The 25595-nt window shown below is 71.3% G+C and carries 17 protein-coding genes; 7 read left to right on the top strand and 10 right to left on the bottom strand.

The genetic code is table 11. The annotated features are described in order from the left end of the window. Positions 1–53 precede the first annotated feature (53 nt). Positions 54–4427: an FtsK/SpoIIIE domain-containing protein gene (locus AB0M08_RS00885; protein WP_364486261.1), complete on the bottom strand. Its 4374-nt coding sequence runs from the start codon at positions 4425–4427 to the stop codon at positions 54–56. Positions 4428–4608: 181 nt separating this feature from the next. Between AB0M08_RS00885 and AB0M08_RS00880 the strand changes: the two genes are divergently transcribed. Then, positions 4609–6288 carry an RICIN domain-containing protein gene (locus AB0M08_RS00880; RefSeq protein WP_364486258.1) on the top strand — a complete coding sequence of 560 codons (1680 nt, stop codon included), beginning with the start codon at positions 4609–4611 and terminating at the stop codon, positions 6286–6288. Between the two features lie 28 nt (positions 6289–6316). Here the strand turns inward: AB0M08_RS00880 and AB0M08_RS00875 are convergent, their stop codons facing one another. Genes AB0M08_RS00875 through AB0M08_RS00855 form a run of 5 tightly spaced genes read right to left on the bottom strand, consistent with a single transcriptional unit; the run spans position 6317 to position 9507 of the window. Continuing rightward, entirely contained in the window at positions 6317–6535 is a 219-nt protein-coding gene (locus AB0M08_RS00875; protein WP_364486255.1) for a ferredoxin, read from the bottom strand. Then, entirely contained in the window at positions 6529–7719 is a 1191-nt protein-coding gene (locus tag AB0M08_RS00870; RefSeq protein ID WP_364486252.1) for an NADH-ubiquinone oxidoreductase-F iron-sulfur binding region domain-containing protein, read from the bottom strand. The genes AB0M08_RS00875 and AB0M08_RS00870 overlap by 7 nt, the downstream gene beginning before the upstream one ends. Before the next feature lie 18 nt (positions 7720–7737). Further along, positions 7738–8322 (bottom strand): ferric reductase-like transmembrane domain-containing protein, encoded by a 585-nt coding sequence (locus tag AB0M08_RS00865; protein WP_364486249.1) that lies wholly within the window; start codon positions 8320–8322, stop codon positions 7738–7740. Further along, positions 8319–9233, bottom strand: a complete 915-nt coding sequence (locus tag AB0M08_RS00860; RefSeq protein ID WP_364486246.1) for an FAD:protein FMN transferase — start codon at positions 9231–9233, stop codon at positions 8319–8321. Before AB0M08_RS00860 ends, AB0M08_RS00865 begins: the two co-directional genes overlap by 4 nt. Before the next feature lies 1 nt (position 9234). Further along, positions 9235–9507: a hypothetical protein gene (locus AB0M08_RS00855; RefSeq protein WP_364486243.1), complete on the bottom strand. Its 273-nt coding sequence runs from the start codon at positions 9505–9507 to the stop codon at positions 9235–9237. Positions 9508–9707: 200 nt separating this feature from the next. Between AB0M08_RS00855 and AB0M08_RS00850 the strand changes: the two genes are divergently transcribed. Next, the gene (locus AB0M08_RS00850) at positions 9708–11405 is read left to right on the top strand and encodes a polysaccharide lyase family 1 protein (RefSeq protein WP_364486240.1); all 1698 of its coding nucleotides are present in this window, start codon (positions 9708–9710) and stop codon (positions 11403–11405) included. Positions 11406–11583: 178 nt separating this feature from the next. Continuing rightward, entirely contained in the window at positions 11584–13773 is a 2190-nt protein-coding gene (gene katG / locus AB0M08_RS00845) for a catalase/peroxidase HPI (RefSeq protein ID WP_364486237.1), read from the top strand. Between the two features lie 104 nt (positions 13774–13877). On the opposite strand, the gene AB0M08_RS00840 is transcribed toward katG, so the two are convergent. From AB0M08_RS00840 to AB0M08_RS00830, 3 genes are read right to left on the bottom strand one after another with little or no spacing between them, the layout of a single operon-like run. Next, positions 13878–14648 carry a hypothetical protein gene (locus tag AB0M08_RS00840; RefSeq protein WP_364486234.1) on the bottom strand — a complete coding sequence of 257 codons (771 nt, stop codon included), beginning with the start codon at positions 14646–14648 and terminating at the stop codon, positions 13878–13880. A 13-nt stretch (positions 14649–14661) separates the two neighbouring features. Continuing rightward, positions 14662–15171, bottom strand: a complete 510-nt coding sequence (locus AB0M08_RS00835; protein ID WP_364486231.1) for a SigE family RNA polymerase sigma factor — start codon at positions 15169–15171, stop codon at positions 14662–14664. A gap of 31 nt (positions 15172–15202) precedes the next feature. Next, a complete protein-coding gene (locus AB0M08_RS00830; protein ID WP_364486228.1) occupies positions 15203–16579 on the bottom strand; it encodes an APC family permease in 1377 nt (458 codons plus the stop codon). A 244-nt stretch (positions 16580–16823) separates the two neighbouring features. On the opposite strand from AB0M08_RS00830, the gene AB0M08_RS00825 reads away from it, so the two are divergent. The 4 genes from AB0M08_RS00825 to AB0M08_RS00810 all read left to right on the top strand — a co-directional run bounded on the left by AB0M08_RS00825 (position 16824) and on the right by AB0M08_RS00810 (position 21604). Next, positions 16824–17492, top strand: a complete 669-nt coding sequence (locus AB0M08_RS00825) for a hypothetical protein (RefSeq protein ID WP_364486226.1) — start codon at positions 16824–16826, stop codon at positions 17490–17492. A gap of 58 nt (positions 17493–17550) precedes the next feature. Continuing rightward, entirely contained in the window at positions 17551–18312 is a 762-nt protein-coding gene (locus tag AB0M08_RS00820; RefSeq protein ID WP_364486224.1) for a hypothetical protein, read from the top strand. A 139-nt stretch (positions 18313–18451) separates the two neighbouring features. Next, on the top strand, positions 18452–20212 hold the full coding sequence (locus AB0M08_RS00815) for a hypothetical protein (RefSeq protein ID WP_364486222.1): 1761 nt from the start codon (positions 18452–18454) through the stop codon (positions 20210–20212). A 249-nt stretch (positions 20213–20461) separates the two neighbouring features. After that, positions 20462–21604, top strand: coding sequence for a hypothetical protein (locus AB0M08_RS00810; RefSeq protein WP_364486219.1), 1143 nt, complete (start codon positions 20462–20464; stop codon positions 21602–21604). Here AB0M08_RS00810 and AB0M08_RS00805 read toward each other — a convergent pair. Beyond that, complete coding sequence (locus tag AB0M08_RS00805; protein ID WP_364486217.1) at positions 21598–25536, bottom strand: bifunctional nitrate reductase/sulfite reductase flavoprotein subunit alpha; 3939 nt, start codon at positions 25534–25536, stop codon at positions 21598–21600. The genes AB0M08_RS00810 and AB0M08_RS00805 overlap by 7 nt on opposite strands. Between the last annotated feature and the right edge of the window lie 59 nt (positions 25537–25595).

Raw genomic sequence — 25595 nt, 5'->3', positions numbered from 1 at the left:
AGAGCCGTCGCAGGCTCTGGCCGACACCCGTCACTGTCCCGGTGCCGCCCGGTTCACAGCGGCACCTGCACCACCCGGGGCTCACTGCCGTCCCCCAGATTCACCAGGGCCCGGCCGGGCATGACCGGTTGGCCCACGGCGGTCCGCTCCAGGCGCAACCCGATGAGATCCCCGTCGGTACGGTTCTGCGGCGACAGCAGCGCTCCCCGGCGGGCCTTGCGCGCATCCACCAGCCAGCCACTGAAACCGACGGTCAGGTCCTCGGGATCGCCGGCGAGCGCGATCGCGGCCTGGCCGGAGTCGCCGCCCCGCAGCACCGCCCGCAGCTCGCCACTGGCGGCGGTGTCCCGCAGGTTCGCCGCATCGTCGATGACGATGAGGACCCTGCCCCGGGCCCGGCCGAGCGCCGCCGTGAACGCCTCCGCGGTGACGTCGACGCCGGTGAACACCTCCAGCACGCCGGGCGTACCGGCCAGTGCCCGCAGCGGGGACGCCAGCGGGGCGAGGACAAGCACCTCGCGACCGGACTCGAGGGCCGAGCGGGCCATCGCGGCGAGCAGGGTACTCCGACCGGACTTCCCGGGGCCCCCGATGGCGAACGCCGGGACGCCGGCCGCGAGATCCACGCCGACGGCCGACAGCTCGTCCCCGCCGACCCCCACCAGTACCCAGCCGGGGCCGGCGTGCGGATCCCGCAGCGCCCAGGCGTCCGCGAACGACACCTGCGTGGGCAGTTCCCCCAGCCGGAACGGCCGCTGCGAGGCCGGGACGTCGGCGTCCCGTACCCGGGCGCGCTCAGCGATCTCAACCAGGACCGCGGCCTGGGCCGGGCCGGCCGGGTCCGGGTCGAGCAGCGCGACCTGGACCTCGATACCGGTCTCGGACCGGAAACCGCGACCGTTGGGGACCTGTTCCGGCAGGTCGCGCGGGCGCAGCCCGATCAGCGACGCGTCGGCGCGATCAGCCAGCCGCAGGGCGATCTTCTCCTCGGAGAGGGTCGAGATCCGCCCCATCAGCAGCGACCGGTCACCCGTGATCACCAGGTGGACGCCGACGCTGGCACCCTCGCGCATCAGGGTGAAGATCTCGTCGGTGAGGGTCCCGGCGTCCAGCTCGCCCAGCGACGTGGTGAAGCCCTCCCACCGGTCCAGCAGCAACAGGATGTGCGACAGCCGCTGCTCGGGCGGGGCCGAGGCACGCTGTTCGGTGACGTCGGCCCAGCGGCCGGCCGCCAGCACCTGCTGGCGCCGGCGGACCTCCTCCCCGAGGGTTCGGATCAGCCGCACCGCCCGTTCCACCTCGGTCCGCTGGACCACCGCACCGCAGTGCGGCAGCCGTGCCAGCGGGAGCAGCGCGCCGTTGCCGCAGTCCAGCCCGTAGAGGTGGACGTCGGCACTGGAGTGGTGGGTGGCCAGCGAGCCGGCGATGGTCCGCAGCAGCTGGGAACGACCGGAGCGGGGGGCACCCGCCACCAGCAGGTGTCCGAAGCTGGCCAGGTCCAGCGCCGCGGTCCGGCGGGTCTGCAACGCCGGCAGGTCGTCCAGGCCGTACGGTGCGGGTCGCAGATCCTGCCCGTCCCAGGGCGGCGATGCCAGATCGGCGAGGCTCAGCGAATCCGGCAGCGAGGGCAGCCATGGACTGTGCTGCTGCGGCACGCCGGCAAGGATCGCCGCCTGTTGCAGGGCAGCCACCAGGATCTGCAGGTCGGTGCTCTGCTCGGGCTCGACCCGGCGGGTCGTCGGGGCCGCCTCCAGTGGCTGGGCCAGCTCGGCCCAGCCCACCTCCTGGATCCTGGGCGGGGGCAGCTCGGCCTGGCCCGCGCCGATCCGGCGACCGCCCACCCTGCTGGTCTGGAACGGCACCAGCGAGGCATGGCCCAGCCGGGCGAAGGCCCGCCCCGGCGTGCTCTTGGAGATTCTCGCCGAGTCCGGGGCGTTGATCACATCCTGGCTCTCCGCGACATCGGTCACCCGCAGCGCGATCCGCAGGTTGGTGTTCGCCCGGATCTCCGGTGAGACCACCCCGCCGGGGCGCTGCGTCGCCAGGATCAGGTGAATGCCGAGCGACCGGCCGCGCTGCGCGATGTTCACCACGCCGGTGACGAAGTCGGGCAGGTCCCGTGCCATGGAGGCGAACTCGTCGATGACGATCAGGAGCCGGGGGAGGGGCGCCCGGCCGGGTGCGGTGGCCGCGCCCCTGGTGTAGTCCTCGATGTCCTTGGCCCCCGCCGCGGCGAGCAGGTGCTCGCGCCGGCGCAGCTCCGCCGAGAGCGATTCGAGGGCCCGGCGGACCAGGTGTTCGTCCAGGTCGGTGACCATGCCGACGGTGTGCGGCAGGTCCACACACGAGCCGAAGGCGCTGCCGCCCTTGTAGTCGACGAGGACGAAGGTCATCGCGTCCGGGCGGTTGGCCACGGCGAGCGCCGCCACGATGGTCTGCAGCAGCTCGGATTTGCCGGCGCCGGTGGTGCCGGCGATGAGGCCATGGGGACCGTCCCGGCGCAGGTCGATGGCGAACGGCCCATCGAACGACTCGCCGATGACCGCCGCCGTGGTCCGTCCCTCGATCCCCCAGCGGGCGACGATCGCCTGCGGTGAAGGCGGGTCGAGGTCGAGTACCTCCAGCAGCCGGCTCGAGCCGGGCAGTGCCGCGTCGTCCTCGTCGATGCTGACATCCCGGATCGGAGCCATCGCCCGGGCGAGGCGCTCGCACCCGGCCGGCTGGGGGAAGTCGCCCCGCACCCCGACGATCTCGGCGGCCCCGGCTTGGGCCACCCGGAGGCCGCTGCTGTCGAGCACGGTCACGGCCCGGCACTCGCCCGGGAGCAGTCGTTCGCTGGCGTCCAGGCACAGCGCGTACACCCCGACGGCCGGGCCGTCCCGCAGCAGCCGGGCAACACCGGGCAGGGAGCGCAGCCGCCGTGAACCGTCGAGCACCACCACCACGTCGGGTTCACGGAAGCCGGCTGACCCGGTGTCCCGGCGGATGGCCGCGCGGTGGTCGACCATGTCCAGCAGCGCCGCCACCCGCCTGCCCACCGACTCGGCGTCCACCCCGACCAGTACCGCCAGCCCCTGAGCCGCTCCGGCCCGGCAGTGCGGCAGCCACCGTACCCAGTTCCAGCTCTCCTGACCGGCCGGGCCGGCGAGCACGACGATCTGGATGTCGAGCGGGCTGTGCAACGTCGCGATCTGTGCCACGGCCCACCGTCCCAGTGCCTGTGCGGTGCCCTCCGGGCCGGCGAATCCGATCACCCCGCACTCGGCCAGCGGCAGGGTCACCGGCACGTTCGACAGGGTGCGCGGGGCCTCCGGCCGCCCGGACGGGTCCCGGGTGGGTTCGTCGACGACGATCGCGGAGGGCAGATCGGCCGTTCCCACCCGCAGGTGGAGCCAGTCCGGGTCGTACTTGCGACGCTCCCACAGGCGAGACCGGGGGCCTGTCGCGATCACGTACAGCGCAGCCGGATCGGGGCAGGCCGCCCGCCTGGCCATGGTCTCCCGTTCCATCGCCGCGGTCACCTCGGCCTCGATGGAGGCCTTGTGCTGCTCGTACTCCCGAAGCTCAGCGGCGTACGAGCGCCGGCCGTTCCGGCGCTGGACCAGATGGTTGGCGATTACCGTCACCGGGCTGAGCAGGGCGAACAGCAGCATCGCCCGCGACCCGGTCACCAGCATCAGGGCGACCGAACCGACTACCGGTATGAGTGCCGCCAACCACGGCAGGGGGGAGCGGCGGGGCTCGCCCGGCCGCGCCGGGAACGCGAACCGGTTCTCCCGGATCGGTTCCTGGATCCGGGGCGGCCGGTTGTAATCCAGCCCGGAGCCGTCCGAGGAGGGCTGCAGCGCCGCGTCAGGGCGCCGGTACGGGGCCAGCTCCAGCACGCAGTCACCAATGGTGACCTGCTGACCCGGGTGCCATTCGGTGCGGGAGTCGATCGGCGATCCATCCACCGTGGCGGGCACCAGGGGGCGCAGCCAACAGCGCGCACTGGCGTTCACGTCCAGAGCCGCCGCGATCGCGGGCAGGCCGGAATCGTCGACCGCCACCCAGCTGCCCGGCTGGCTGCCAAGCTCGCCGCTGCCGATCCCGACCCGGTGCACCGTCCCGGCTGCGGCACCCGCCACCACCCGGATCTCCAGCAGGCCGGGGGTCTCGACCGGGACGAGCCCGGTGGGTCGGCCAAAGCTGATCACCGAACCGTCGCGGATCGGGGAGTCGGCGATGGTAGCCGCCGGATCGACCGGCCGGTCGTCGACGTAGATGGTCTCCGCGGCGACCCGAACCCCCGAACGGTCGCCCACATCGCGGAACAGCCTCCGCGCCGCGTGTCCGACATCCGACACCCCGCACCGGTCGTCGGCGTCGAGTGCGACGTCGGCGTGGTCGCCGGACAGGGAATCGACCAGGGTAAGAAACGCGCGCACGCATGTCTCCGTAGCTGTGGAATTGTGGTTCATCGCCGGGTGGCTATGGGGGACACGACGCCACCATTACCCAAATCGATATGCTAGATCATGTCTGTCAACGGAATTGAAATCTCCCTGAGGGGAATCGTTGTATCGCCTTCGTGGTCCAGCTACGACCAGCCCAGACCGTCCCGGCCTTTTGACCCGACTGCGCGGTAAGGGCGCACGCCAGGACGTCACCGGACCGGTCACGTCCTTCGACGCCGCCGCGGTCGGCACCGTCCACCATGCGCTGCGTGTCCTGGCGACCGGCGCCGCCCGGGCGTCTCGCTCATGCCCTCCGGTCTATGCCATCCTGCTGGAACCCGAACGGATCCAGCTGCGTCTGGCTGCTGTGGATGATGATCCGCCCGAGCCGTGGCAGGTCGAGGACGGCGGTCTGAGCTGGAGCGCTCCCCTGCACCGGCTGGAGTCCGCGGCGATCGACGAGGCCATCGCGGTGACCCCGCGACGGCTGGTCACGCTGGGCGTGGACGGTGACGCCGCGGTGTTTCTGGACCTGGGGCAGGCCGACGGCCTGATCGGGCTCTCCGGTGAGCCGGAGCCGCTGCGCCGGCTGGTGTCGGACTGGACCACCGCCCTGGTCGGCCAGCAACCGGCGGGGGCGGCCAGGGTTCTCTTGGTCGGGCTCGAACCACCGGCTGTGGCCGGTCCGGTCTCCTCTGCTGTCGCCTGTACATCTACTGTGCTCGAGGCCATCGCTGAGATGGAACGCGGCGGTGACACGGTGACGCCGTCCGCTGACCGATCACCGGTCTCCGGGTTCACCGGCTTCCCGGAGCCGTCCGGGGTGCTGGTGCTCGGGTCCCCTCCTGGCGGCCCGGAGGCGAGCAGGCTGCAGGCGCTGGTCACCCGGGACGAGGGATGGGCGGTGGTGGTGCTCGGCGGGTACGAGGGGGCCCGGTGGAATCTGACCCTCCAGCGAGACGGTCGGTTCGACACCGGCACTCTCGGCCTGATGTCCACACCGGAGACGGTCTCGGTCCCGGCTCCCGGCGTCGACCACGTCAGACGTTCCACTATGGACTCCAGTGATCCGTCGCCACGAGAGCGGGGCAGGTCCTGGGCTCGTTGGTTGGTTCCGGCGGCAGGCACGGTCGCCCTGGTGGCGGCGGTGGCCATCGTCGCCGCGGTGCTCCCCATCCGGTCCGAGCAGCACAACGCCGCCGACGCCGCCGCAGCGGTTCATGTCACGACCCCGTCGAATGCTCCTTCGGCAAGGGGCAGTGCCCCGGCCGGCGGCACCAGTTCCGGCACCCCGGCCGGTGGCGCCACATCCGGCACCCCGGCCCCGGGCGGCGGCAGATCCAACAACCCGGCCCCGGGCGGCGCCACTCCCGGTACCCCCGACGTGAGCGGCTCCGCTGCCACGTCGCCGACGGCGTCCGCCTCGAGTGGGGCCAGTGCCGAGGCGACGACCGATGTCGTCACCGGACCGACCGGGCAGATCGTCGGTAAGGACGATAAATGCATCGGCCTGGCAAACGGCGAGGTGTCCAGCGGGACCGCCGTCGATGTGTACTCCTGCGTGAGCGGCTCCACACAGAAATGGACCATCGCGACGGACGGCACCATCCGTAATTCCGGCATGTGCATGGCAGTCGCCAATGGCAGCACCTCCGACGGCGCCGCGGTGCAGATCCGTACCTGCAACAACACCGCCGCCCAGCAGTGGGTCTACAACTCCAGTTACGACCTGCTGAATGCCAAGGCCAACAAGTGTCTCGACATGACGGGCAATTCCTCGGACAACTACACATCGGTGCAGATCTGGACCTGCACCGGAGGCGCCAACCAGAAGTGGATCATCCCGAGCTGATGGGTTCGAATCCCACGCCCTCCGCTGCTCAGGTGTGCTGCAGCAGGCGCAGGGCCAGGGCCGGGCAGCGGCTCACCGCCTCGCGGGCCGCGCCCTCCAAGCCCGCGGGCACGTCGGGCTCGGCGGCGCCGGATCGCGGCACCGGGTAACCCCAGTCGTCCTCGGTCAGCACCTCGGGCAGGAGTTCGGCGCAGAGGCCGCGGCCGTCGCAGGCGGTCCAGTCGATGTGCAGGCGGGTCGTCACCACGAAACCTCCGTCGCCAGGCAGTGTCCCGAGAGGTGCGCGGTGACGTCGGCCTCGAAGGCGCGCATCGCGCTGAGGATCAGCCGGGCGGTGCCGTCCGGGTGACGGCAGGCGCCGCGGCCGCTGACCAGCCGGGCCAGGCGTTCGACCTCGGCGGCCAGCCCGGGCCGGGATCGGCGGCGGGCCAGGTCGGCGAGGGTCTCGGCCATCCGGGGCAGGCCGTTGACGCAGGGGCCGCACTGTCCGGCGACCTGACTCGCCAGGTAGTTGGCGATCCGGGCGGTCTCGACCAGTCCGCACGAGCCGGCGGGCAGTGCGACGATCACACCGGCGCCGGGGGAGGCGCCGTACGGCGAGAGCGCGGCCCGGCTCACCGGGAGCGCGGGGTCGGCCGGCACCCAGCCGCCGTGGTATCCGCCGATCAGCATGGCCTGCACCCGCGACGTCGGCCCGCCGGCCGCGGTGATCAGCTCGCCGAGCCCGACGCCGTAGCCGGCCTCGACCACGATCCCGGGACGGTGCACCGCGCCGCTGATCGTGGCGAGGAAGGTGCCGGGCTCGTCGACGGTGCCGGCGGCGCGGAACCAGCCGGGGCCGTACCGGGCGATCAGGGCCAGATGGGCGAGCGTCTCGACGTTCTGCACCAGGGTGGGCGCGCCGCCGACGCCGGATTCGGTGATCCGGATCCGCTTGTCGGCCGGGACCGCGCCGTGACCGGTGACCGCACCGACCACAGCGGACTCCTCGCCGGAGACGAACGCGTCCGGGGCGGCGTGCAGCCCGACCGGCAGATCGTCGCGCCGGTCGCGCAGCACCGTGCGGATCCGGCCGAGCGCGTCGGTGGGTGCGTAGAAGTGCGCGGTCTTCGCTCCGGTCGCCCGGGCCACCAGCTGCAGGCCGTCCAGGATCAGGTTCGGGGCGGCGGCGAGCAGCGCCTTGTCCTTGCCGGCGGCGGGCTCGCCCTCGGCGGCGTTCGCGATCACCACGGCCGGGCGCCCTGCGCCGGCCACCGCGCTCAGCTTGCGCCACACCGGGAAACCGGCGCCGCCCCGGCCGGTGATCCCGGCGTCGCGGGCCATCGCGATGATGTCGGCGCTGCTCAGGGCGGGCATCGGCTCGTGCCGGCCGTCGCCGGCGAGCAACCGCTGCTCCACCTGGGCGACGGGAGTGGTCATCATGCTGGTCATGACTCCTCCTTCACAGTCTCAGGGGGTCTTGGAGAGCAACCGGGGTGCGACCCGGCGGTCCATCCGGGCGGGGAAGCGGCCGAAGGTGGCCGACGTACGCCAGACCACCGCGCCCGCCACCACGGCGACACAGCTCAGCGAGATCGCCCAGAGCCACCAGGTGCCGGAGTCGCTCCCGGCGCCGAGTCCGTGTGCCAACGCGATCGGCCAGCACAGGTAGGCGAACCAGTGCACCGCCCGCCAGGCCTTCGCGCCGATCCGGTGCCGCAGTAGGCTGGTCACCACGATCGCCAGGATCAGGTCCAGGCCGACCGTTCCGAGCCCCTGCCAGAACGGGCTGTAGTCGCCGATGAACGGCACCACCAGATCGACCACCCGCAGGTTCGCGTACGTGTCGAAGAGCAGCGCCACCACGTGCCCGACCAGGAAGGCCACGCTGAGCAGGGCGGCGTTCCGGTGGATCAGGTTGACCGCGAAGCGGGGCAGCACGAACGCGGTCTGCCCGGACCGGGCCCCGATCCCGAGCGCGACCACCACGGTCAGCAGGACCAGCGAGACGACCCCGCTGCCCCGCGCGAAGTACCAGAGCGCGTCACTGCTCATTGTGGCCACCCGCCCATCCGCAGGACGTGCATCCCCGGTGTCACCAGGCGGCTCGGCACGGTGCCGAGCAGGGCGGGGGCGCCGTGGCCGCGGACGATCGCCGCGGTGCTCAACGTGTTCGCCCGCAGGCAGGTGAAGGCCGCGACCGACACCGTCCGCCAGACCGTGGGGGCCGGCTTCCCGGTCGCCGGGTCGACGATGTGGTGCAGCAGCTCACCGGGGCGTCCCCAGGTGCGGCCCGCGGTGCTCGACGTGGCCAGCGCCGCGCCGCCCGGCAGCCGGATCGTGCAGGCCGGATCGCCGGGCCGGTCCTGGACCAGCACCTGCCAGCCGTTCTCCGGTGCGGGTCCGGCGGTGGCGATGTCCCCGCCGAGGGCGACCAGCACCCCGGTGCCGAGACGGTCCGCGATCCGCGCCGCGGCCCGGTCGGCGGCGACCGCCTTCGCGGTGGCGCCCAGGTCGAGCTGCACCCCGTGCGGGACGGTCAGCTCCCGGCCGCGCAGCTGCACGGCACGCCAGTCGGGTGCCGGGAAGACCCGGACGCCGGGACCGACCACCCGGCCCGCGAGCTGGGCGAAGTCCCGGTCGTAGCCGAGAGCGCAGAGCGCGCCGCCCACGGTCGGGTCGACCGCGCCGTCGGTGTCCCGGGCCGCGCCCAGCGCGGCGCCGACCAGTTCGGCGAGCAGGGAGCTGATGCGTACCGGCCGTCCGCCGGCCCGGCAGACCTCGCGTAGCTCGGAGTCGGGACGGAACCGGCTGCACGCACGGTCCACTGCGGAGAGTTCCGCCTGAAGCAGGTGCGAGGCCTGGCCGAGGCGGGCCGGATCGGTCACCACCAGACGGGCCACGGTTCCCCAGACCTCCCACTGCGCGGTGTCCGGGCCGACCGGAAGCGTTTCGACGAGCGGCATCTCAGGATCCCCCCGAGGTCGCCTGCGAGCCGCTGCCGCTGCTCCCGCTCGAGATGGTGGGCGAGTCGGACGACGAGGACGAGGACGACGAGGTCGAGGAGGAGGAGGACGACGAGGAGGAGTCGGTGGAGGTCGAGGCCGTGGTCGTGGTCGACGACGTCGACGAGTCGGACGCGTACGCCGCGGCGCCGATGCCGACCGTGGCCGCCACACTCGCCACGACCAGGGCGCCGGTCACCAGAGTGGCTCGACGGCGCCCGATATCCCGCTGCATGTGGTCCCCCTTCACTAGGTCCTGGGGGAAGCGTGCGCGGGAAGTCTCGCTCCGCCCTTTGCGAACCCTGTGCGGTCCTGATGTGACTCAGGTCACTCCGAGATGGAGCAACGGATCTTGCCGGGCGGCGCCACCACCGTACGAGAGAAAGCTTTTCCCCGCAGGTGAACGCTCCCCCAAGCGTTGCTGGAAGGAACCCCATGAACAGCGCCGAAGAAAGCGCCGCGACACCGAAGAACCGGAAGCGGAAGGTCGCCCTGGCCGCCGGAATGGCCGTGGTCGTGGCCGGTCTCGGAACGGTGGCGGGGGTGTCCTTCGCGGATGCCGACTCCGCCTCCACCGCCGGATTCTCCGATGACTTCGAGGACGGTGACACCGCCGGCTGGACCAAGTCGGGTGGCACCTGGTCGGTCGTCGACGACGAGACCAAGGTCCTCAAGCAGGCCAAGACCGGCGCCACGCTGGCCCGGCAGTTCGCCGGCCTGACCGACTGGACCGACTACACGGTCCAGGCCCGGGTCGAGCCGCTCGCGGTCGCCTCGGGCGGCTACGCCGGCATCGTGGCCCGCTCCACCAGCGCGACCAGCTTCTACCGGCTGGCGCTGACCGGTGCGAACAAGGTCGTGCTGGAATCGGTCAAGTCCGGCACCTCGACGGTCCTCGGAAGCGCCGCGCTGACCGTCACCGCCGGTGAGTCCTACACGCTGGGCCTGGCCGTCAGCGGCACCACGCTGACCGGTTCCGTCAACGGCGCCCCGGTGGTGTCGGCGACCGCGAGCACGTTCAGCAAGGGCCGGATCGGCGTGCAGACCTACGACGCGACGGCCGAGTTCGACGACGTCGTGGTGGGCACCGGAACCGCGACGGCCACCACCTCGCCGACGGCTTCAGCGAGCGCGACGGCCACGTCATCCCCGACGGCCACGGCGAGCGCGACGGCGACCAAGACGGCGACGGCGACGGCCACTGCGACCGCGACCGCCACCGCCACCGCGACGTCGACCGCGAGCACCGGCGACTTCGAGAGCAGCCCGATCGGCTTCGGCGAGGGCACCACCGGCGGAGCCGGCGGCGAGACCGTCACGATCACCTCGCTCGACCAGCTGATCGAGGAGGCCGCCTCGGACGACGCCAAGATCCTGCAGATCTCCAGCATCATCAGCGGCAGCGGCGACGACCAGGTCGTGGTCTCCTCCAACAAGACCATCGTCGGCATCGGCGACAACGCGGGCCTGACCGGCGCCGGCTTCTTCATCAAGAAGGCCAGCAACGTCATCATCCGCAACCTGAAGATCTCGTTCGCGCAGGCGCCGACCGACCTGATCGCCGCGCAGAAGTCGGACCACATCTGGATCGACCACAACGAGCTCTTCAACGACACCAGCCACGACAAGGACTTCTACGACGGCATGGTCGACCTGACCCACGCCACGGACTTCGTCACGGTCTCCTGGAACTACCTGCACGACCATTTCAAGGGCTCGCTCGTCGGCCACAGCGACAGCAACGCCGACGAGGACACCGGCCACCTGCGGGTCACCTACGCGCACAACTGGTTCGACAACGTCGCGTCCCGCCTGCCGCGCCTCCGGTTCGGCACCGCGCACATCTACGACAACCTCTTCACCAACGCGTCGACCAGCGGCATCCACTGCCTGATGGGCGCCGAGTGCCTGGTGCAGAACAACGTCTTCGTCGACGTCAAGCTTCCGGTCTGGACCACCGAGGACTCGGACGAGGACGGCTTCGCGGTCATCTCCGGCAACGACTTCGGCGGCGAGGAGCCGGTGATCACCCAGACCGGCACGTTCACCACCCCGCCGTACTCGGTCACCCTCGAGCCCGCCTCCGAGGTGACCGCCCTGGTCAAGGCCGGCGCGGGCGTCGGCAAGATCTGATCTTCCTGCATGCGGACGCCGAGCGGATCTCTTCCGCTCGGCGTCTGCCTTTTCCGGTACGCCCGATCCTGCTCCGTGCGTACGCAAAAGGCGGTGTTGTTTTCTTGACTTGATCCAGAAAAGCCGACAGACTCTGCGCCGCGCTCCGCAATCCCGAACCCAGCCTCTGGAGGACTTCGTGGCCGACGAACTCGCCGCACAAGAACACGCGGCGCGACAGGGCAAGTGCCCGGTCGCGCACGGCTCCGCGTCCCACGGAGGCCGGGCGAACCGTGACTGGTGGCCGAACGCGCTGGACCTGACCGTCCTGCACAACAACCCGCCGGCCGGCAACCCGATCAAGGGCTTCGACTACGCCGCGGCGTTCCAGGCCCTCGACCTGGCCGCGGTGAAGGCCGACATCGCCGAGGTGCTGACCACCTCGCAGGACTGGTGGCCCGCCGACTACGGCCACTACGGCCCGCTGATGATCCGCATGGCGTGGCACAGCGCCGGCACCTACCGGATCTTCGACGGCCGTGGCGGCGGCTCGACCGGCGAGCAGCGGTTCGCGCCGTTGAACAGCTGGCCGGACAACGGCAACCTGGACAAGGCCCGCCTGCTGCTCTGGCCGGTCAAGAAGAAGTACGGCCAGGCGATCTCCTGGGCCGACCTGATGATCCTGGCCGGCAACGTCTCCCTGGAGTCGATGGGCTTCGAGACCTTCGGCTTCGGCGGCGGCCGTGAGGACGTCTGGGAGCCCGAGGAGATCAACTGGGGCAACGAGGACACCTGGCTGGGTGACGAGCGCTACAGCGGCGACCGCGAGCTCTCCAGCCCGCTCGGCGCGGTGCAGATGGGCCTGATCTACGTCAACCCGGAGGGCCCGAACGGCAACCCGGACCCGCTGGCGTCGGCCCGTGACATCCGGGACACCTTCGGCCGGATGGCGATGAACGACGAGGAGACCGTCGCCCTCATCGCCGGCGGGCACACCTTCGGCAAGACCCACGGCGCCGGCCCGGCCGAGAACGTGGGCGCCGAGCCCGAGGGCGCGCCGATCGAGCAGCAGGGCCTGGGCTGGAAGAACAGCTTCGGCACCGGCGTCGGCGGCGACGCGATCACCAGTGGTCTGGAGGGCGCCTGGACGCCGACCCCGATCACCTGGGACAACTCCTTCTTCGAGACCCTCTTCCAGTACGAGTGGGAGCTGAGCGAGAGTCCGGCCGGCGCCAAGCAGTGGGTGCCGACCGACAAGTCCGCGTTCACCACCGTGCCGGACGCGCACGACGCCGAGAAGACCCACCCGCCGGTCATGCTCACCTCCGACCTGGCGCTGCGGCTCGACCCGATCTACGGCCCGATCTCCCGCCGGTTCTACGAGAACCCGGAGGAGTTCCGCCTCGCCTTCGCCAAGGCCTGGTTCAAGCTGACCCACCGTGACATGGGCCCGATCGCCCGCTACCTCGGCACCGAGGTCCCGTCCGAGCCGCTGATCTGGCAGGACCCGGTCCCCGCCGTCGACCACGCGCTGGTCGGCCCGGCCGAGATCGCCGAGATCAAGGCCGCCGTGCTCGCCTCCGGCCTGACCGTCTCCGAGCTGGTCGCCACCGCGTGGGCGTCCGCCTCGACGTTCCGCGGCACCGACAAGCGGGGTGGCGCGAACGGCGCCCGGATCCGTCTCGCCCCGCAGAGCGGCTGGGAGGCGAACGACCCCGACCGGCTCGCCACGGTCCTCGGCACCCTGGAGAACCTGCGTACCCAGCTCAGCGCGGAGATCTCCCTCGCCGACCTGATCGTGCTGGCCGGTTCCGCCGCCGTCGAGAAGGCCGCCGCGGACGCCGGCGTCACGATCGAGGTCCCGTTCACCCCCGGCCGCACCGACGCCACCGAGGCGCAGACCGACGTCGAGTCGTTCGCCGTGCTGGAGCCGACCCACGACGGCTTCCGCAACCACCTCGGCAAGGGCCACCGCCGCCCGACCGAGGCCCTGCTGGTCGACCGCGCCCAGCTGCTCACCCTGACCGCGCCCGAGCTGACCGTCCTGGTCGGCGGCCTGCGCGTGCTCGGCGCCAACACCAAGCAGACCCCGCACGGCGTCTTCACCGCCACCCCGGGCGTGCTGACCAACGACTTCTTCGTCAACCTGCTCGACTTCGGCACCACGTGGTCCCCGGTCTCCGAGGAGGGCGAGCTCTTCGAGGGCCGCGACCGCACCACCGGCACGGTGAAGTGGACCGGCACCCGGGCCGACCTCATCTTCGGCTCCAACTCCATCCTCCGGGCCCAGTCCGAGGTCTACGCCGGCGACGACGCCAAGTCCAAGTTCGTCACCGACTTCGTCGCCGCCTGGGTCAAGGTCATGAACCTCGACCGCTTCGACGTCTGACCTGCGGGTCCGACCGCCAGACACGGGCAGCGAACTGCGGGGCACCCTCTCCGGGGGGTGCCCCGCAGTTCTGTTTGCCCGTGACTCGTGGCGGGACGGATCGGTCAGAGGGGCTTCGCGACCGAGACCTTCTCGCCGTACGCGGAAAGCTTCATCGTCACGTCGCGGGAGTACGCCGGGTAGTCGGCGGACTTCTTCTGGTCGACCTGGTAGGCGAACTCGGTGATCTTGCCGTCGGCGACCTGGACGGTTCCGGTCACGTTGTCGGCGGTGAAGGTGTAACCGCCGGCGGTCTTGGTGACCGTGCCGGCCTTCTTCAGGGACTGCAGGATCGAGGACGGGTCGGAGGCGGTCACCGACGGGACGTTGTCGTCACCGCAGAGCATGAAGTCGGCGACCGTGCCCCGGCCCCGGTCCACCCAGTGCACGGTGTCCTTGCTGATGTAGTGCTCGCCGGAGACCAGGCGTGCCTCGACGTGACCGCTCTTGATCACACCGGTCTTCTGCCCCGGGTCGACCGCGCCCTTGCAGGTGGTGGTGACGTGGTCGATCTGCCAGTCGGCCAGGGTGAGCGTGGCGTCGATGGTGAACGCATAGGTGGAATCCGCGGTCGAGGTCGCCGCGGCCGCCAGCTCCATCGCGGGCGTGGCGGGAGCGGGAGCGGCGGCGGTGGTGGTGGAGGGGGAACCGGTGGACGCGCCGGGGGCGAGGGCGACCCCGACGACGCCGGCCAGGGCCAGCGCGGCGACACCGGCTCCGGCCGCGCGGTTGCGGGCGCGGCGCCGGGTGCCCGCCTTGATCAGCGCGTCCACCGGGGGAGCGCCGGCGTCGGAACGGGCCGCCCAGTCGTGCAGGGAGGTCTTGAGGTCAGTCACGGAAGTGCCTTTCTCAGTACGCGGTGAGCAGGGACGACTCCGCGCGCAACTTGGCGAGGGCGCGGGAGTGGGTGGATTTGAGGGCGCCGACCGAGCAGCCCATGACGGCCGCCGCGTCCTTCTCCGACAGGTCTTCGAAGTAGCGCAGCACGATCACGGCACGCTGCTGCCGGGGCAGCCGGAGCACGGCGCGCTGGAGGGCGTCGTTCGGTTCGACCGGCACGGCCCGGCCGTCCTGGCGGTCCGGCGCCTCGGCGACCGGCTCCTCGCGACGCCAGCGGCGCCAGCGGCTGACGTTGCCGTTGACCAGCATGCGCCGCAGGTACGCGTGGGGGTCGCCGTTGCGCGCCACGCGCTTCCAGCGGGTGTAGAGCTTGACGAGGCTCTCCTGCAGGAGCTCCTCGCCGTGTTGCCGGTCGCCGGTGAGCAGGCGCGCCGTCCACAGGTAGCGGCTCCAGCCGGCCGCGACGAAGGCGGTGAAGCCGGCGTCGGTGGTGTCCGTCGGTTCGCTTCGGAAGGTCACACGGCTTACACGCCGGCGCCCACCCCGAGGTTTACCGCGCGATCAGAGAAGTTTCCCGGTGCCGTTTCGCCAGCGGGTACGCCGCCAGCGCGAGCCCCACCGTCCCCACGGTCCACCACACCGCGGTCATCCCCTCGTCGCGGAACTGCTCCACGGTGGCGAAGAGGATCACCGCGACCAGCGGTACCGACATCAGCGTGATGCCCGCCCAGCCACCCGGGATCCGGAACGGCCGGGGCAGGCCGGGGGCCTTGCGGCGCAGTGCGATCAGGGCCGCCAGCTCCAGCAGCAGCGTGATGTTGGTGAGGAAGACGTCGACCACGACGAGGTTCTGGAAGCTGCTCATCGAGAAGATCGCGTAGATCACCGAGCAGAGCACGATCGAGACGACCGGCGTACCCCAGCGGCGGTGCCGGCGAACCAGGACCCGAGGCACCCAGCCGTCCTCGGCGAGGATGAACGGGATACGGGAGTTCGACATCAGCAGCGAGGAGTAGAAGCCGATCGCCGAGGCCATCCCGCCGATGGTGATCAGCCAGCCCAGCCAGGAGCCGCCGAGCGCCTGCCCGACGTCGACGAACGACCCGTCGTCCCAGCTCTCCCAGCCGCCGGCGGCCAGCGCGCCGAGGACCGGGATCACGTACGCGAGGACTATCAGCCCGATCGAGATGAAGAGTGCCCGGGGGATCGTCTTCCGCGGGTTGTGGATCTCCTCGGCGACCGTGGAGATGCTGTCGAAGCCGCAGTAGTTCCACATGACGATCCAGAGCCCCGCCGCGAACGACCCCCACACCGAGGTGTCCGGGGCGCTCAGCGGGGTGACCGGGTTGATGTGGTGGCTGAAGAGCTGCGGGATGCCCCACGCCGCCAGGATCGCGAACGGCACCACCGCCACCACGATGAAGAAGAGCGCGCTGTCCCCGACGGCCCGCGCGCCCCGGATGTTGAGCAGGGTGAGCGGCAGGACCACGCAGAGGACGCCGAGCAGCCAGTGCAGGTCCAGGTGGATCGGGCCGAGGTCGAACAGTGGTGTCGCGCCGTCCTCCGCGGCACCGAAGAGCCGGGCGAGGTAGTCGGCGAACATCACCGGGTAGACGGCCATGTCGACCCAACTGGTGATCCAGAAGAGCGCGCCCTCCTGGAATCCCCAGAACGACCCGAGCCCCTGCTTGACCCACTGGTAGACGCCGCCCTCCTGGGGCAGCGCGGTGGAGAGCTCGGCGGTGAAGAGGGCGACCGGCAGGCTGTAGACCAGGGGTGTCACCAGCAACAGGATCATCGCGATGCCCGGTCCGGAGGAGCTGAGCAGCGGTTCCAGCCCGTACGCGCCCCCGGAGACGCTGAAGAAGATGAGCGCGACGAGTGGTGCCAGCGTGACCTTTGAGCGGAACTGGTGATCCGTGGTCATGTGGCGTCCCTCCGTGCGGTCCGGACGTATGATGCCCGCTCGGTCGCCCGAAGGCTAGGGAAAACGCAATATTTCCCACTGATTCCGTTGCTCATTGCATCTTGAGTCAAGGAATCCGTTGTAACAGAACAATAATGCTCATGAATCCGTACGTGGGAAAAAGGGGTTGGGGTGGCGGTCGCACGATAGGGTGCACCAAGATCGACACAGGGTGATCCGGGGGAGGCCGATCGTGGTGACGGACATGGATTCGATGGTGGCCGACCGCCCCAGGCGGCGGATGGACGCGGTGACGGCCGCGTCGATCGTGCTCACCGTCGACGCGGTGGTCTTCCTGATGGTGGCGCTGATCGGCGCGCCCTTCCTGATGTTCCTCTTCGGCGATGAGCTCGGCACCTGGTCCCGGCTCGGCCCGCTGGTCGGCGTCTGGGTGATCGCCGGCGTGCTCGGGGTGGCCTGTGGGGTGAGCTCGGTCCTCTTCGTCGCCCGCAGCGCGGCCAGTGCGCGCCCGGTCGGCGTCGCGTCCGCCGTGGCGACCGCGGTGGCGATCGGCGTGCTCGCGGCGGTCTCGGCGGCCGGCCAGCCGGCCCTCGCGGCGGTGGGCGCGCTCTTCGCGGTCGCCAACCTCACGGCCGCCGGAGCCCTCGCGACCGCCAAGCCTCCACTCGATGTCGAGCCCTCGCCCGCGCCTTCACTCGATGTCGAGCCCTCGCCCGCGCCTTCACTCGAGCCCGCGCCGTCGTTCGAGACCGAGCCCGTGCCGTCGTTCGAGACCGGGGCTGTGGCGGAGGCGGATCCCGTCGTGATCGCTTCGCGGCTCCGGTATCGCGGCCCGGCCGCCCTCCGCACGATGGAGGGTGTGCGGCTGCCCCGCCGGGCCCGGGTCACCGCCCACCGCTGCCGATGTTCATGATCGAACTCTGCCCATTCGGTCGGTGACGTCGAAACGGTCCCGTTCTAGGCTCCGAGCCATGCTTTCCGTGCGCAATCGCGTTCTCGCCGCCCTCCTGGTCGCGGCGCCCGCCGCCGGGATCCTGGTCGGCTCGCCCGCTCAGGCCGTCACCACCTCCACGATCACCGTCAAGTCGGTCTCGGTCAGCCCGAGCTCGCTGACCCTTGGCACGGCGAAGTGCGCCAGCGTCGCCTTCAGCGCGACGCTGAGCGATGTCCTGCCGACCGACGGATACGCCTACACCGGGGTGGGCGTCGACGTCTACGCGCCCGGCGCCGGTGACGACGACGACACGGTCGCCAGCGTCGAGTTCGCCCAGGTCGGCTCGACCGCCACCTACAAGGGAACGACGAAGATCTGCGGCAAGTCCGGCGCCGGCAAGTTCGAGGCGCTCGTCTACGGCGTGCTGGTACCCACCACCGCGACCACCGACGACGACTTCGAGATGACCAACATCGTCACCAAGACGATCACGGTCAAGCGCCCGTCGACGCTGAGCCTGAACGCCAGCCCCGAGCCGGTGAAGAAGGGCAAGAAGCTCACCGCCAAGGGCACCCTGAAGATCGACGGCAAGGTGCTCTCCGGCGCCAGCGTGAAGATCTACTTCCAGGCCAGCGGCTCGAAGACCTGGACGCTCAAGGGCACCGCGACCACCAGCAGCAAGGGTGTCTACACCAAGAAGTTCACCGCCACCAAGACCGGCACCTGGAAGGCCGTTTACGCCGGAACCGCCACCAAGGTGAGCGCCTCCGCGACCGACGCCGTCAAGGTCACGAAGTAACAGCTTCCGCCGGGGTGGCCGTTCTCCGGTCACCCCGGCTTTTTTACCGTACGACCCCAAGCGGTCCACGAATTCTTGTCGTACCCCAGCGGTAGCGTCCGCCACAGTAGAGCCGGCGCGACGACGGGGGTTGACGAGCATGGATCAGCAGCAGGTCAGCGATCTGTTGAACGGCGACTTCGCGGCGCTCTGCGGCCTGGTCGTCGCCGAGGCCACCGGTCAGGTCTCCGGTCCGGTGCGGCAGGCGCTGCGCTCACCCCGCTGGGTGGAGGACTGGCGTGACGCCCTGCTCGCCGCCGAGTCCGAGCTTCAGGTCGCCGTCTTCTGCGCCGACCCCGACCGCCCCGACGCCGACGGCGACCGCGCCGCCCTCGCCGCCGTCCGGGCCCGCCTCTTCGCCGCCCGCGACCTGGTCAAACGCCGACGCCGCGAGGTGCTGGCCGACCCCGGCCACGCCGACCCGGCGACCCGCCGCGCGACCGAGGAGCTGATCCGCCGCTACCGTGCCGACTTCGCGCTGCTCCTCTCCGCGGAGCTCGCCACCGCCGGCCACACCCCCGACCTGCTCGACCGCCTCCCGCAGCGCCCACCCGAGCTGGCCCGCTGGGCGCTGCGCCACGACGTCGAGAGCGTCCCCCGCCCGTCCGCCCGGGTCCGCGAGCTGGCCGCCCTCTCCGACGCAATGTTCCTGCAGGTCGTCGACGAGGACGTGCGCTGGTCCCCGGAGGAGCCGGAGCTCACCCATCCTCTCCTGCTCGACCGCTGGGAACGCGCCCTCAGCGACCTCGCCGAGATCGCCACCGGCATCCTCGGCATCCCGCTCTGGCCCCTGGCCGGCATCACCGACACGGACCTGACCCACATCCCACCCGGCGACGACGACCGCACCACCCGCTTCCGCCTCCTGGTCCGCATCCGCCAGCGCTGGCTCGAGCAGGGCATCCACACCCGCCGCCTCCGCTACCGCATCGAACACTGGCGCAACCGCCACGTGATGACGGCGAGAGAGGCCGCCCGGTCCCACCTGCGCCAGACCCACCTCTACGAGTACTCCACTCTCCTCACCCCCGCTGCCACCGCGTCTGCCCCTGCCGCCCCCGCGTCCACTCGCGTTGCCGCCGTGCCTGCCCCCGCCGCCACGCCCGCACGCGCCGTTCCCCCTCGCCCCACGCCTGCCGTTGCCGCTGTCCCGGCCGTTGCCGGGTCGGTGTCCGCGCCGGTCCCGTTGCCGGTCGAGTTGATCGACTTTCGGGATCGGGTGCGGGAGCTGGGCTGGACGGCGACCATCGGCCAGGACCCCGGCGGCGAACTGCGGCTGAACGCCACCCTCGGCCAGACCGCGACTATCCGCCTCGTCCTGCCGCCCGGCGACCCGAGTCGTGCCGGCCGTCTGCGGGTGCGTTTCCGGATCGCCGGTCAGGCCGGCTGGACCCCGCTGCCCGGCCTCGCCGACGCCCTGACCATGGCCGCGCAGCCCGCGTTCGAGCTGCCCGGATATGCCGAACGCCTCCGCTCCACCCTCCCCATCGCGGTGACCCGCAACCTGCCCACCGAGCTGCTCGACTTCCGCGACCGCCTCCGCGACCTGGGCTGGGACACCGGCATCAGCCGCGACGGCGCCGAGATCCGCCTCGACGCCACCCGAGGCCTCACCGCGACGATCGGCGCGTCCTTCCGCCGCAAACGCGACAGCCTCGGCCACCCGGGCATCTGGAGCCGCAGCAACCTCTCCATCTACGTGACGGGTCAGGCCGGCTGGACCGCACTTCCCACTGTGGACCAGGCCCTGGAACTGGCCGCCCTCCCACCCGACGAGCTGTCCCGCCGGATCCGCCACTATCGCCACGCCATCCCGGCACTCCCCCCACGCCGCACCACTCCGATCAGAATCGCCGGCTGAGCGGAGTGGCCTGCCAGCAGAAGCCCGCGATCACTGTCCGAGTCTTCTGGGGCCCCTATAGCGCAAGGCCGCGCGGTCAAGCGTTTCCGGGTACCGGCAACACCCGTTCCTGCGATCGGCGCGCGCACGATGCGACCGGCGACGGCGGGACGTGGATCTTCCTGGCTGGCGGTCGGCGGACCCGGCGATCTCCGTGCGTGGGGTTACTCTGCGGATCGGCGTGCTGACGGGAGGTTCTACCCTGCGGGTATGGCATTCATCAGCATGAGTTCGCGGTCTCGGCGGCGGCGGGCGGCGGCGCCGCTCAGTGTCACGGTTGACGTCGTGCCGCCGGAGCGGGCCGGGCGGGTGCCGGCGCTGTATGACATGGCGGTGCCGGCACTGGCCGCGGTGCGGATCGTGCCGTTGCTGGCGGTGCTGAATGCCGGTGCGGAGCGGCTCGTCGTGGTGGGGAGCACCCGGGTGGTGGTGCACGACGACCTGCGGACGACGCTGATGGTGGTGGTCCGCGGGCTCTGGATCACCGATGTCGGGGACAGCCCGGCCGGGCCCACCGCGACGAACTGGCGAGTGGAGCTGGCGGACGATCGCCTCGTCGACCTTCTCGAGACGGCGGTGCGAGCGGTGCCGTACGGCGGCTGGCCGGACCCGGAGGGACTGGCCACCGAGATCGCGAAGGCGCATGCGGAGAGCGCCCGCAACCGGATCCGGGAGCTGCGAGTCTTCCGGTACGGCCTGGAACACCTGCTCGGCAGCAACCTGCGCGGCAGCACCCACCGGCTGGAGAGCATCCTCGCCGACGTGGTCGAACTGTCCAGTCTGGTCGGCCGGGCCGCCGACGAGGCCCGGGAAGCCGTCCGGGGCGGCATGAGCGTCTGGGTCACGAACCCGGCCGCGTACCACGCCCAGCGGCGGCTGCAGGACACGGCGCTGCCGAAGCGGCCGGGTGCGCGCCGCGCGGCCCGGGCGCCGTGGTTTCCGATTCTGGACGCCGGCATCCGGCAGTGCCACGGGATGGAGACCGAGGCCTGTGCCGAGGCGCCGCTTCTGCACAGCCTGCTCAACGCCGCCTCGACGATCGCGGTCACCCGGGAGGCCAAGGCGCAGGAGACGTTCAACATGGTCGCCGCCGTCGGTGGCGTGATGTTCGGTGTGCCCGCGCTGATCCTCTCGCTCTACGACGCCTCGGACATCCTTCCGCTGCGCTTCGAGAACGCGGTGGTCCTGGCGCCCCTGGCCATAGCCGGCCTGGTCGCCGCCCTGATCGCGGCGCTGCTGCCCGGGCGTGGCCGTACCGGAAAGATTCGCCGTTTCTCTGTCGCCCTTGCCGCCGTGCTGGCGATGCTGCTGATTCTGATCAGTGCGGGAGTGCTGGTGACACCGGGTCAGTAGACGTCGCGGACGTAGCGCTTGTCCGAGGTCAGCTGTTTCAGGTACGCCGTGGCCGCCTCCGGCGAGAGGCGGCCGTGGTTGACCGCGATCTCGTGCAGCGCCCGGTCGACGTCCTTGGCCATCCGGCTGGCGTCGCCGCAGACGTAGAGGTGGGCGCCGTCCTTCAGCCACGACCAGAGCTGGGCGCCCTGTTCGCGCATCCGGTCCTGGACGTACACCTTGGCCCGCTGGTCGCGGGAGAACGCCAGGTCGAGACGGGTCAGGGTGCCGGACGCGGAGAGCGACGCCAGCTCCTGCGCGTAGTAGAAGTCGGTCGCGCGCCGCTGTTCGCCGAAGAAGAGCCAGTTCGCACCGGAGGCGCCGGTGGCCTGGCGTTCCTGGAGGAAGCCGAGGAACGGCGCGACCCCGGTTCCCGGACCGATCATGATCATTGGGGTGGCCGGGTCGGCGGGCGGGCGGAAGTGCGGCGTCCGCTGCACGAAGAGCGGCACCTCGCCGTCCAGGACGGCGTCGGCCAGGTGGGTGGAGCAGACGCCCTTGCGGGCACGCCCGGAGCGGCTGTCGAAGCGGACCACCGAGACGGTCAGGCTGACCAGCGACGGGTCCACCAGCGGCGTCGAGCTGATCGAATACAGCCGTGGCTGGAGACGCTTCAGCACGCCGGCCCACTCCTGGGCGCCGGCGCGCACGCCCTGTTCGGCGATCAGGTCGACGGCCTGCCGCCCCCACGACCACTTGGCCAGCTCGCCCTTGTTGTCCGGGCGCATCAGGGTCTTGAGCTGGGTGTCCCCGCCGCGGTCGGCGACGAAACGGAGCAGGTCGGTGGTGATGCGGGTGATGTCCAGGTGGCGGGAGAGCGCCTCGCCGAGCGGCACCGGGCCGATCCGGTCGAGCTCGACGAGGGAGTCGAACGGGAGACCGGTCGCGGTCAGCCACTCGGTCACCAGGTCGGGGCAGTTGACCGGCCAGACGCCGAGCGCGTCGCCGGCGGAGTACTCCAGCAGGCCGCCGGTGTCGAAGGTGAAGCGGCGCACCTCCTTGGCCGAGCCGGGCCCGCTGAGCAGGCGGTTCCCGACCAGGGCGGAGGTCAGCGGCGCGGCGCGGGTGGGCGCGGGCTTCTCCACGAACGACGACGAGAGCGCCGAGACGACCGATTCCAACCAGCCGGCGGCGGTGTCCTCGAAGTCCGGCTCGCAGTCGGCGCGCGGTGCCATCCGAACCGCGCCCAGCTCGGCGAGCCGCTCGTCGAGGCGACGGCCGTGTCCGCAGAAGTCGTCGTAGTTCGAGTCGCCGAAGGCGAGCACCGCGTACCGGCGGCCGTCCAGGCGGGGCGCCGCGTCGCCGGCGATCGACTGCCAGAACGCGGTGCCGTTGTCGGGTGCGTCGCCGTCGCCGAACGTGCTGGTCACGATCAGCAGGTCGGCGCCGGGATCGAGCAGGTCGGCCGCGGTCCCGTCCATGCCGCGGATCGTCACCCCCCGCCCGGTCGCCGCGAGCCGTTCGCCCAGCCCGCGCGCGAAGTCCTCGGCGTTCCCGGTCTGCGACGCCCAGAGGATCTGCAGCCGCGGACCGCTCGCCTCCGCCGTCTTTTCCAGAGCCTTCTCCGGTACGGGCGAGAACACCCCCGCCAGCAATCCGTTGACCCACATGGCCGTGGCCGGATCGAACGGCGCGTTGCCCGGCAGCACCGGGGCGTCCGGGCGTACCGGCGGCAGTCCGGCGAGGAAGCCGGCCAGGTAGCGGCGCTGCCCGTCGCTGAGTTCCGGCGGTGCCGGGTCGAGTCCGAGCATGCCGTGGATCGACGAGACGGGGGACTCGACGGGCGCGGTGGCCACGGTGGCGACCCTGGTCAGCGAGACCGCGCAGACCTTCAGCTCCGGCTGGAAGGAGAGCGGGTCGACGGCGTCGCTGGTCACCGCGTTGACGCTGACGTACTCGCCGAAAAGGTCGTTCCAGTGGAACGGGGCGAAGCAGCCGCCCGGCATCACCCGGTCGGTGAGCACCGCGGGCAGCACCGCCCGCCCCCGCCGTGAGGCGATCTCCACCTGGTCGCCCTCGGCGATACCGAGGAACCGCGCGTCGGCCGGGTTGATCTCGACGAACGGGTTCGGGTTGAGCCGGTTGAGCTTCTCCACCCGTCCGGTCTTGGTCATCGTGTGCCACTGGTGCTGGAGACGGCCGGTGTTCAGCGTGAACGGGAAGTCGTCGTCGGGCATCTCGGCCGGGTCGAGGTGGGGGCGGGCGTGGAAGACCGCGCGGCCGTTCGGGGTGGCGAACCGCAGTCCGCCCTCCGCGGTGCGGTACCGGATCGGGTTGCGGGACGGCCCGCCCGGCGCGGCGGGCCACTGGACCGGGCCGTCGGCGAGCCGCTCGTAGGTGACGCCGCGCAGGTCGTAACCGGTCATCGGGTTGGTGAACAGTTTGATCTCGTCGAGGATCTGCTCGGCTGACTCGTACGCGAAATGGGAAGCGAAACCCATCTCGGCGGCGACCCGGGCGATGAGCTGCCAGTCGGGGAGCGACCCGCCGGGAGCGGAGGCGACCGGTCGTGTCCGGGTCAGCGAGCGCTCCGAGTTGATCATGATGCCGTCGGTCTCCGCCCACATCGCGGCCGGCAGCACGATGTCCGCGTACGCGTTCGTCTCGGTCTCCGCGTAGGCGTCCTGGGTGACGACCAGTTCGGCGGCCTCGAGACCGGCGATCACCGTCTTCCGGTTGCCGACCGAGGCGACCGGGTTGGTGCAGACGATCCAGCAGGCCTTGATCGTGCCGGCCGTCATCCGCTCGAACATCTCGATCGTGCCCCTGCCGACCTCGGTACGCAGCGTCCCGGCCGGCACCCCCCAGATCCCCTCGGTGAGTTCGCGGTCCGCCGGCACCAGCACCGATCGTTGTCCGGGCAGGCCGGGGCCCATGTAGCCCATCTCGCGCCCGCCCATCGCGTTGGGCTGCCCGGTGAGCGAGAACGGTCCGCTCCCGGTCCGGCAGATCGCGCCGGTGGCGAGGTGGAGGTTGCAGATCGCGTTGGTGTTCCAGGTGCCGTGGGTGCTCTGGTTGAGGCCCATGGTCCAGAGGGTGACCCAGTTCGCGGCGCCGTCGATCCACTCGGCGGCGGTCCGGACGTCCCGTTCGTCGAGCCCGGTCAGCTCGGCGACCCGCTCCGGCGGATAGTCCGCGAGCAGGTCCGGCATCGCGTCCCAGCCGTCGGTGTACGCCTCGATGAAGTCCTTGTCCTTCTCCACCAGGTGCAGCAGCCCGTTGAGCAGCGCGAGGTCGGCGCCCGGCCGGATCTGCAGGAAGAGGTCGGCCTTCTCGGCGGTGGCGGTCCGGCGCGGGTCCACCACGATCAGCTTGGCGCCGGCCTTGACCCGGTCCATCATCCGCAGGAAGAGGATCGGGTGGCAGTCGGCCATGTTCGCGCCGATCACCAGGAAGACGTCGGCGTGGTCCAGGTCGTCGTACGACCCGGGCGGCCCGTCGGCGCCGAGCGAGAGCTTGTACCCGGTGCCCGCGCTGGCCATGCAGAGCCGCGAGTTCGACTCGATGTTGTTCGTCCCGATGAAGCCCTTGACCAGCTTGTTCGCGAGGTACTGGGCCTCCAGCGTCATCTGGCCGGAGACGTACATGGCGAACGAGTCCGGCCCGTGCTCGTCGATGATCGCCCGCAGCCGCCGCGCGGTCTCGGTGATCGCCTCGTCGACGCCGGACGGCTGCAGGGCGGCGCCGCGCTCGGTGCGGGTCAGCGCGGTCGTCGCCCGGCCCGGGGCGGCGAGCAGGTCGCCGGTGGTGGCGCCCTTCGTGCAGAGGCGGCCGCGGTTGGCGGGATGGTCCCGGTCTCCGGACGCCTTGCGGCCCTGGATGTCGAAGACGATCCCGCAGCCCACGCCGCAGTACCCGCACACGGTTCGCACAGCGGTGACATCGGCGGCCACAGGCGGTCCCTTCGCGTAGTCGTCGTCAGACCACGCTAGAAACCGGCGGTTACCGGGTC

Origin of the sequence: Actinoplanes sp. NPDC051851 (assembly GCF_040681165.1) — a bacterium.
Taxonomy (GTDB): Bacteria; Actinomycetota; Actinomycetes; order Mycobacteriales; family Micromonosporaceae; genus Actinoplanes.
This window is presented reverse-complemented; position numbering and strand designations above follow the sequence as displayed.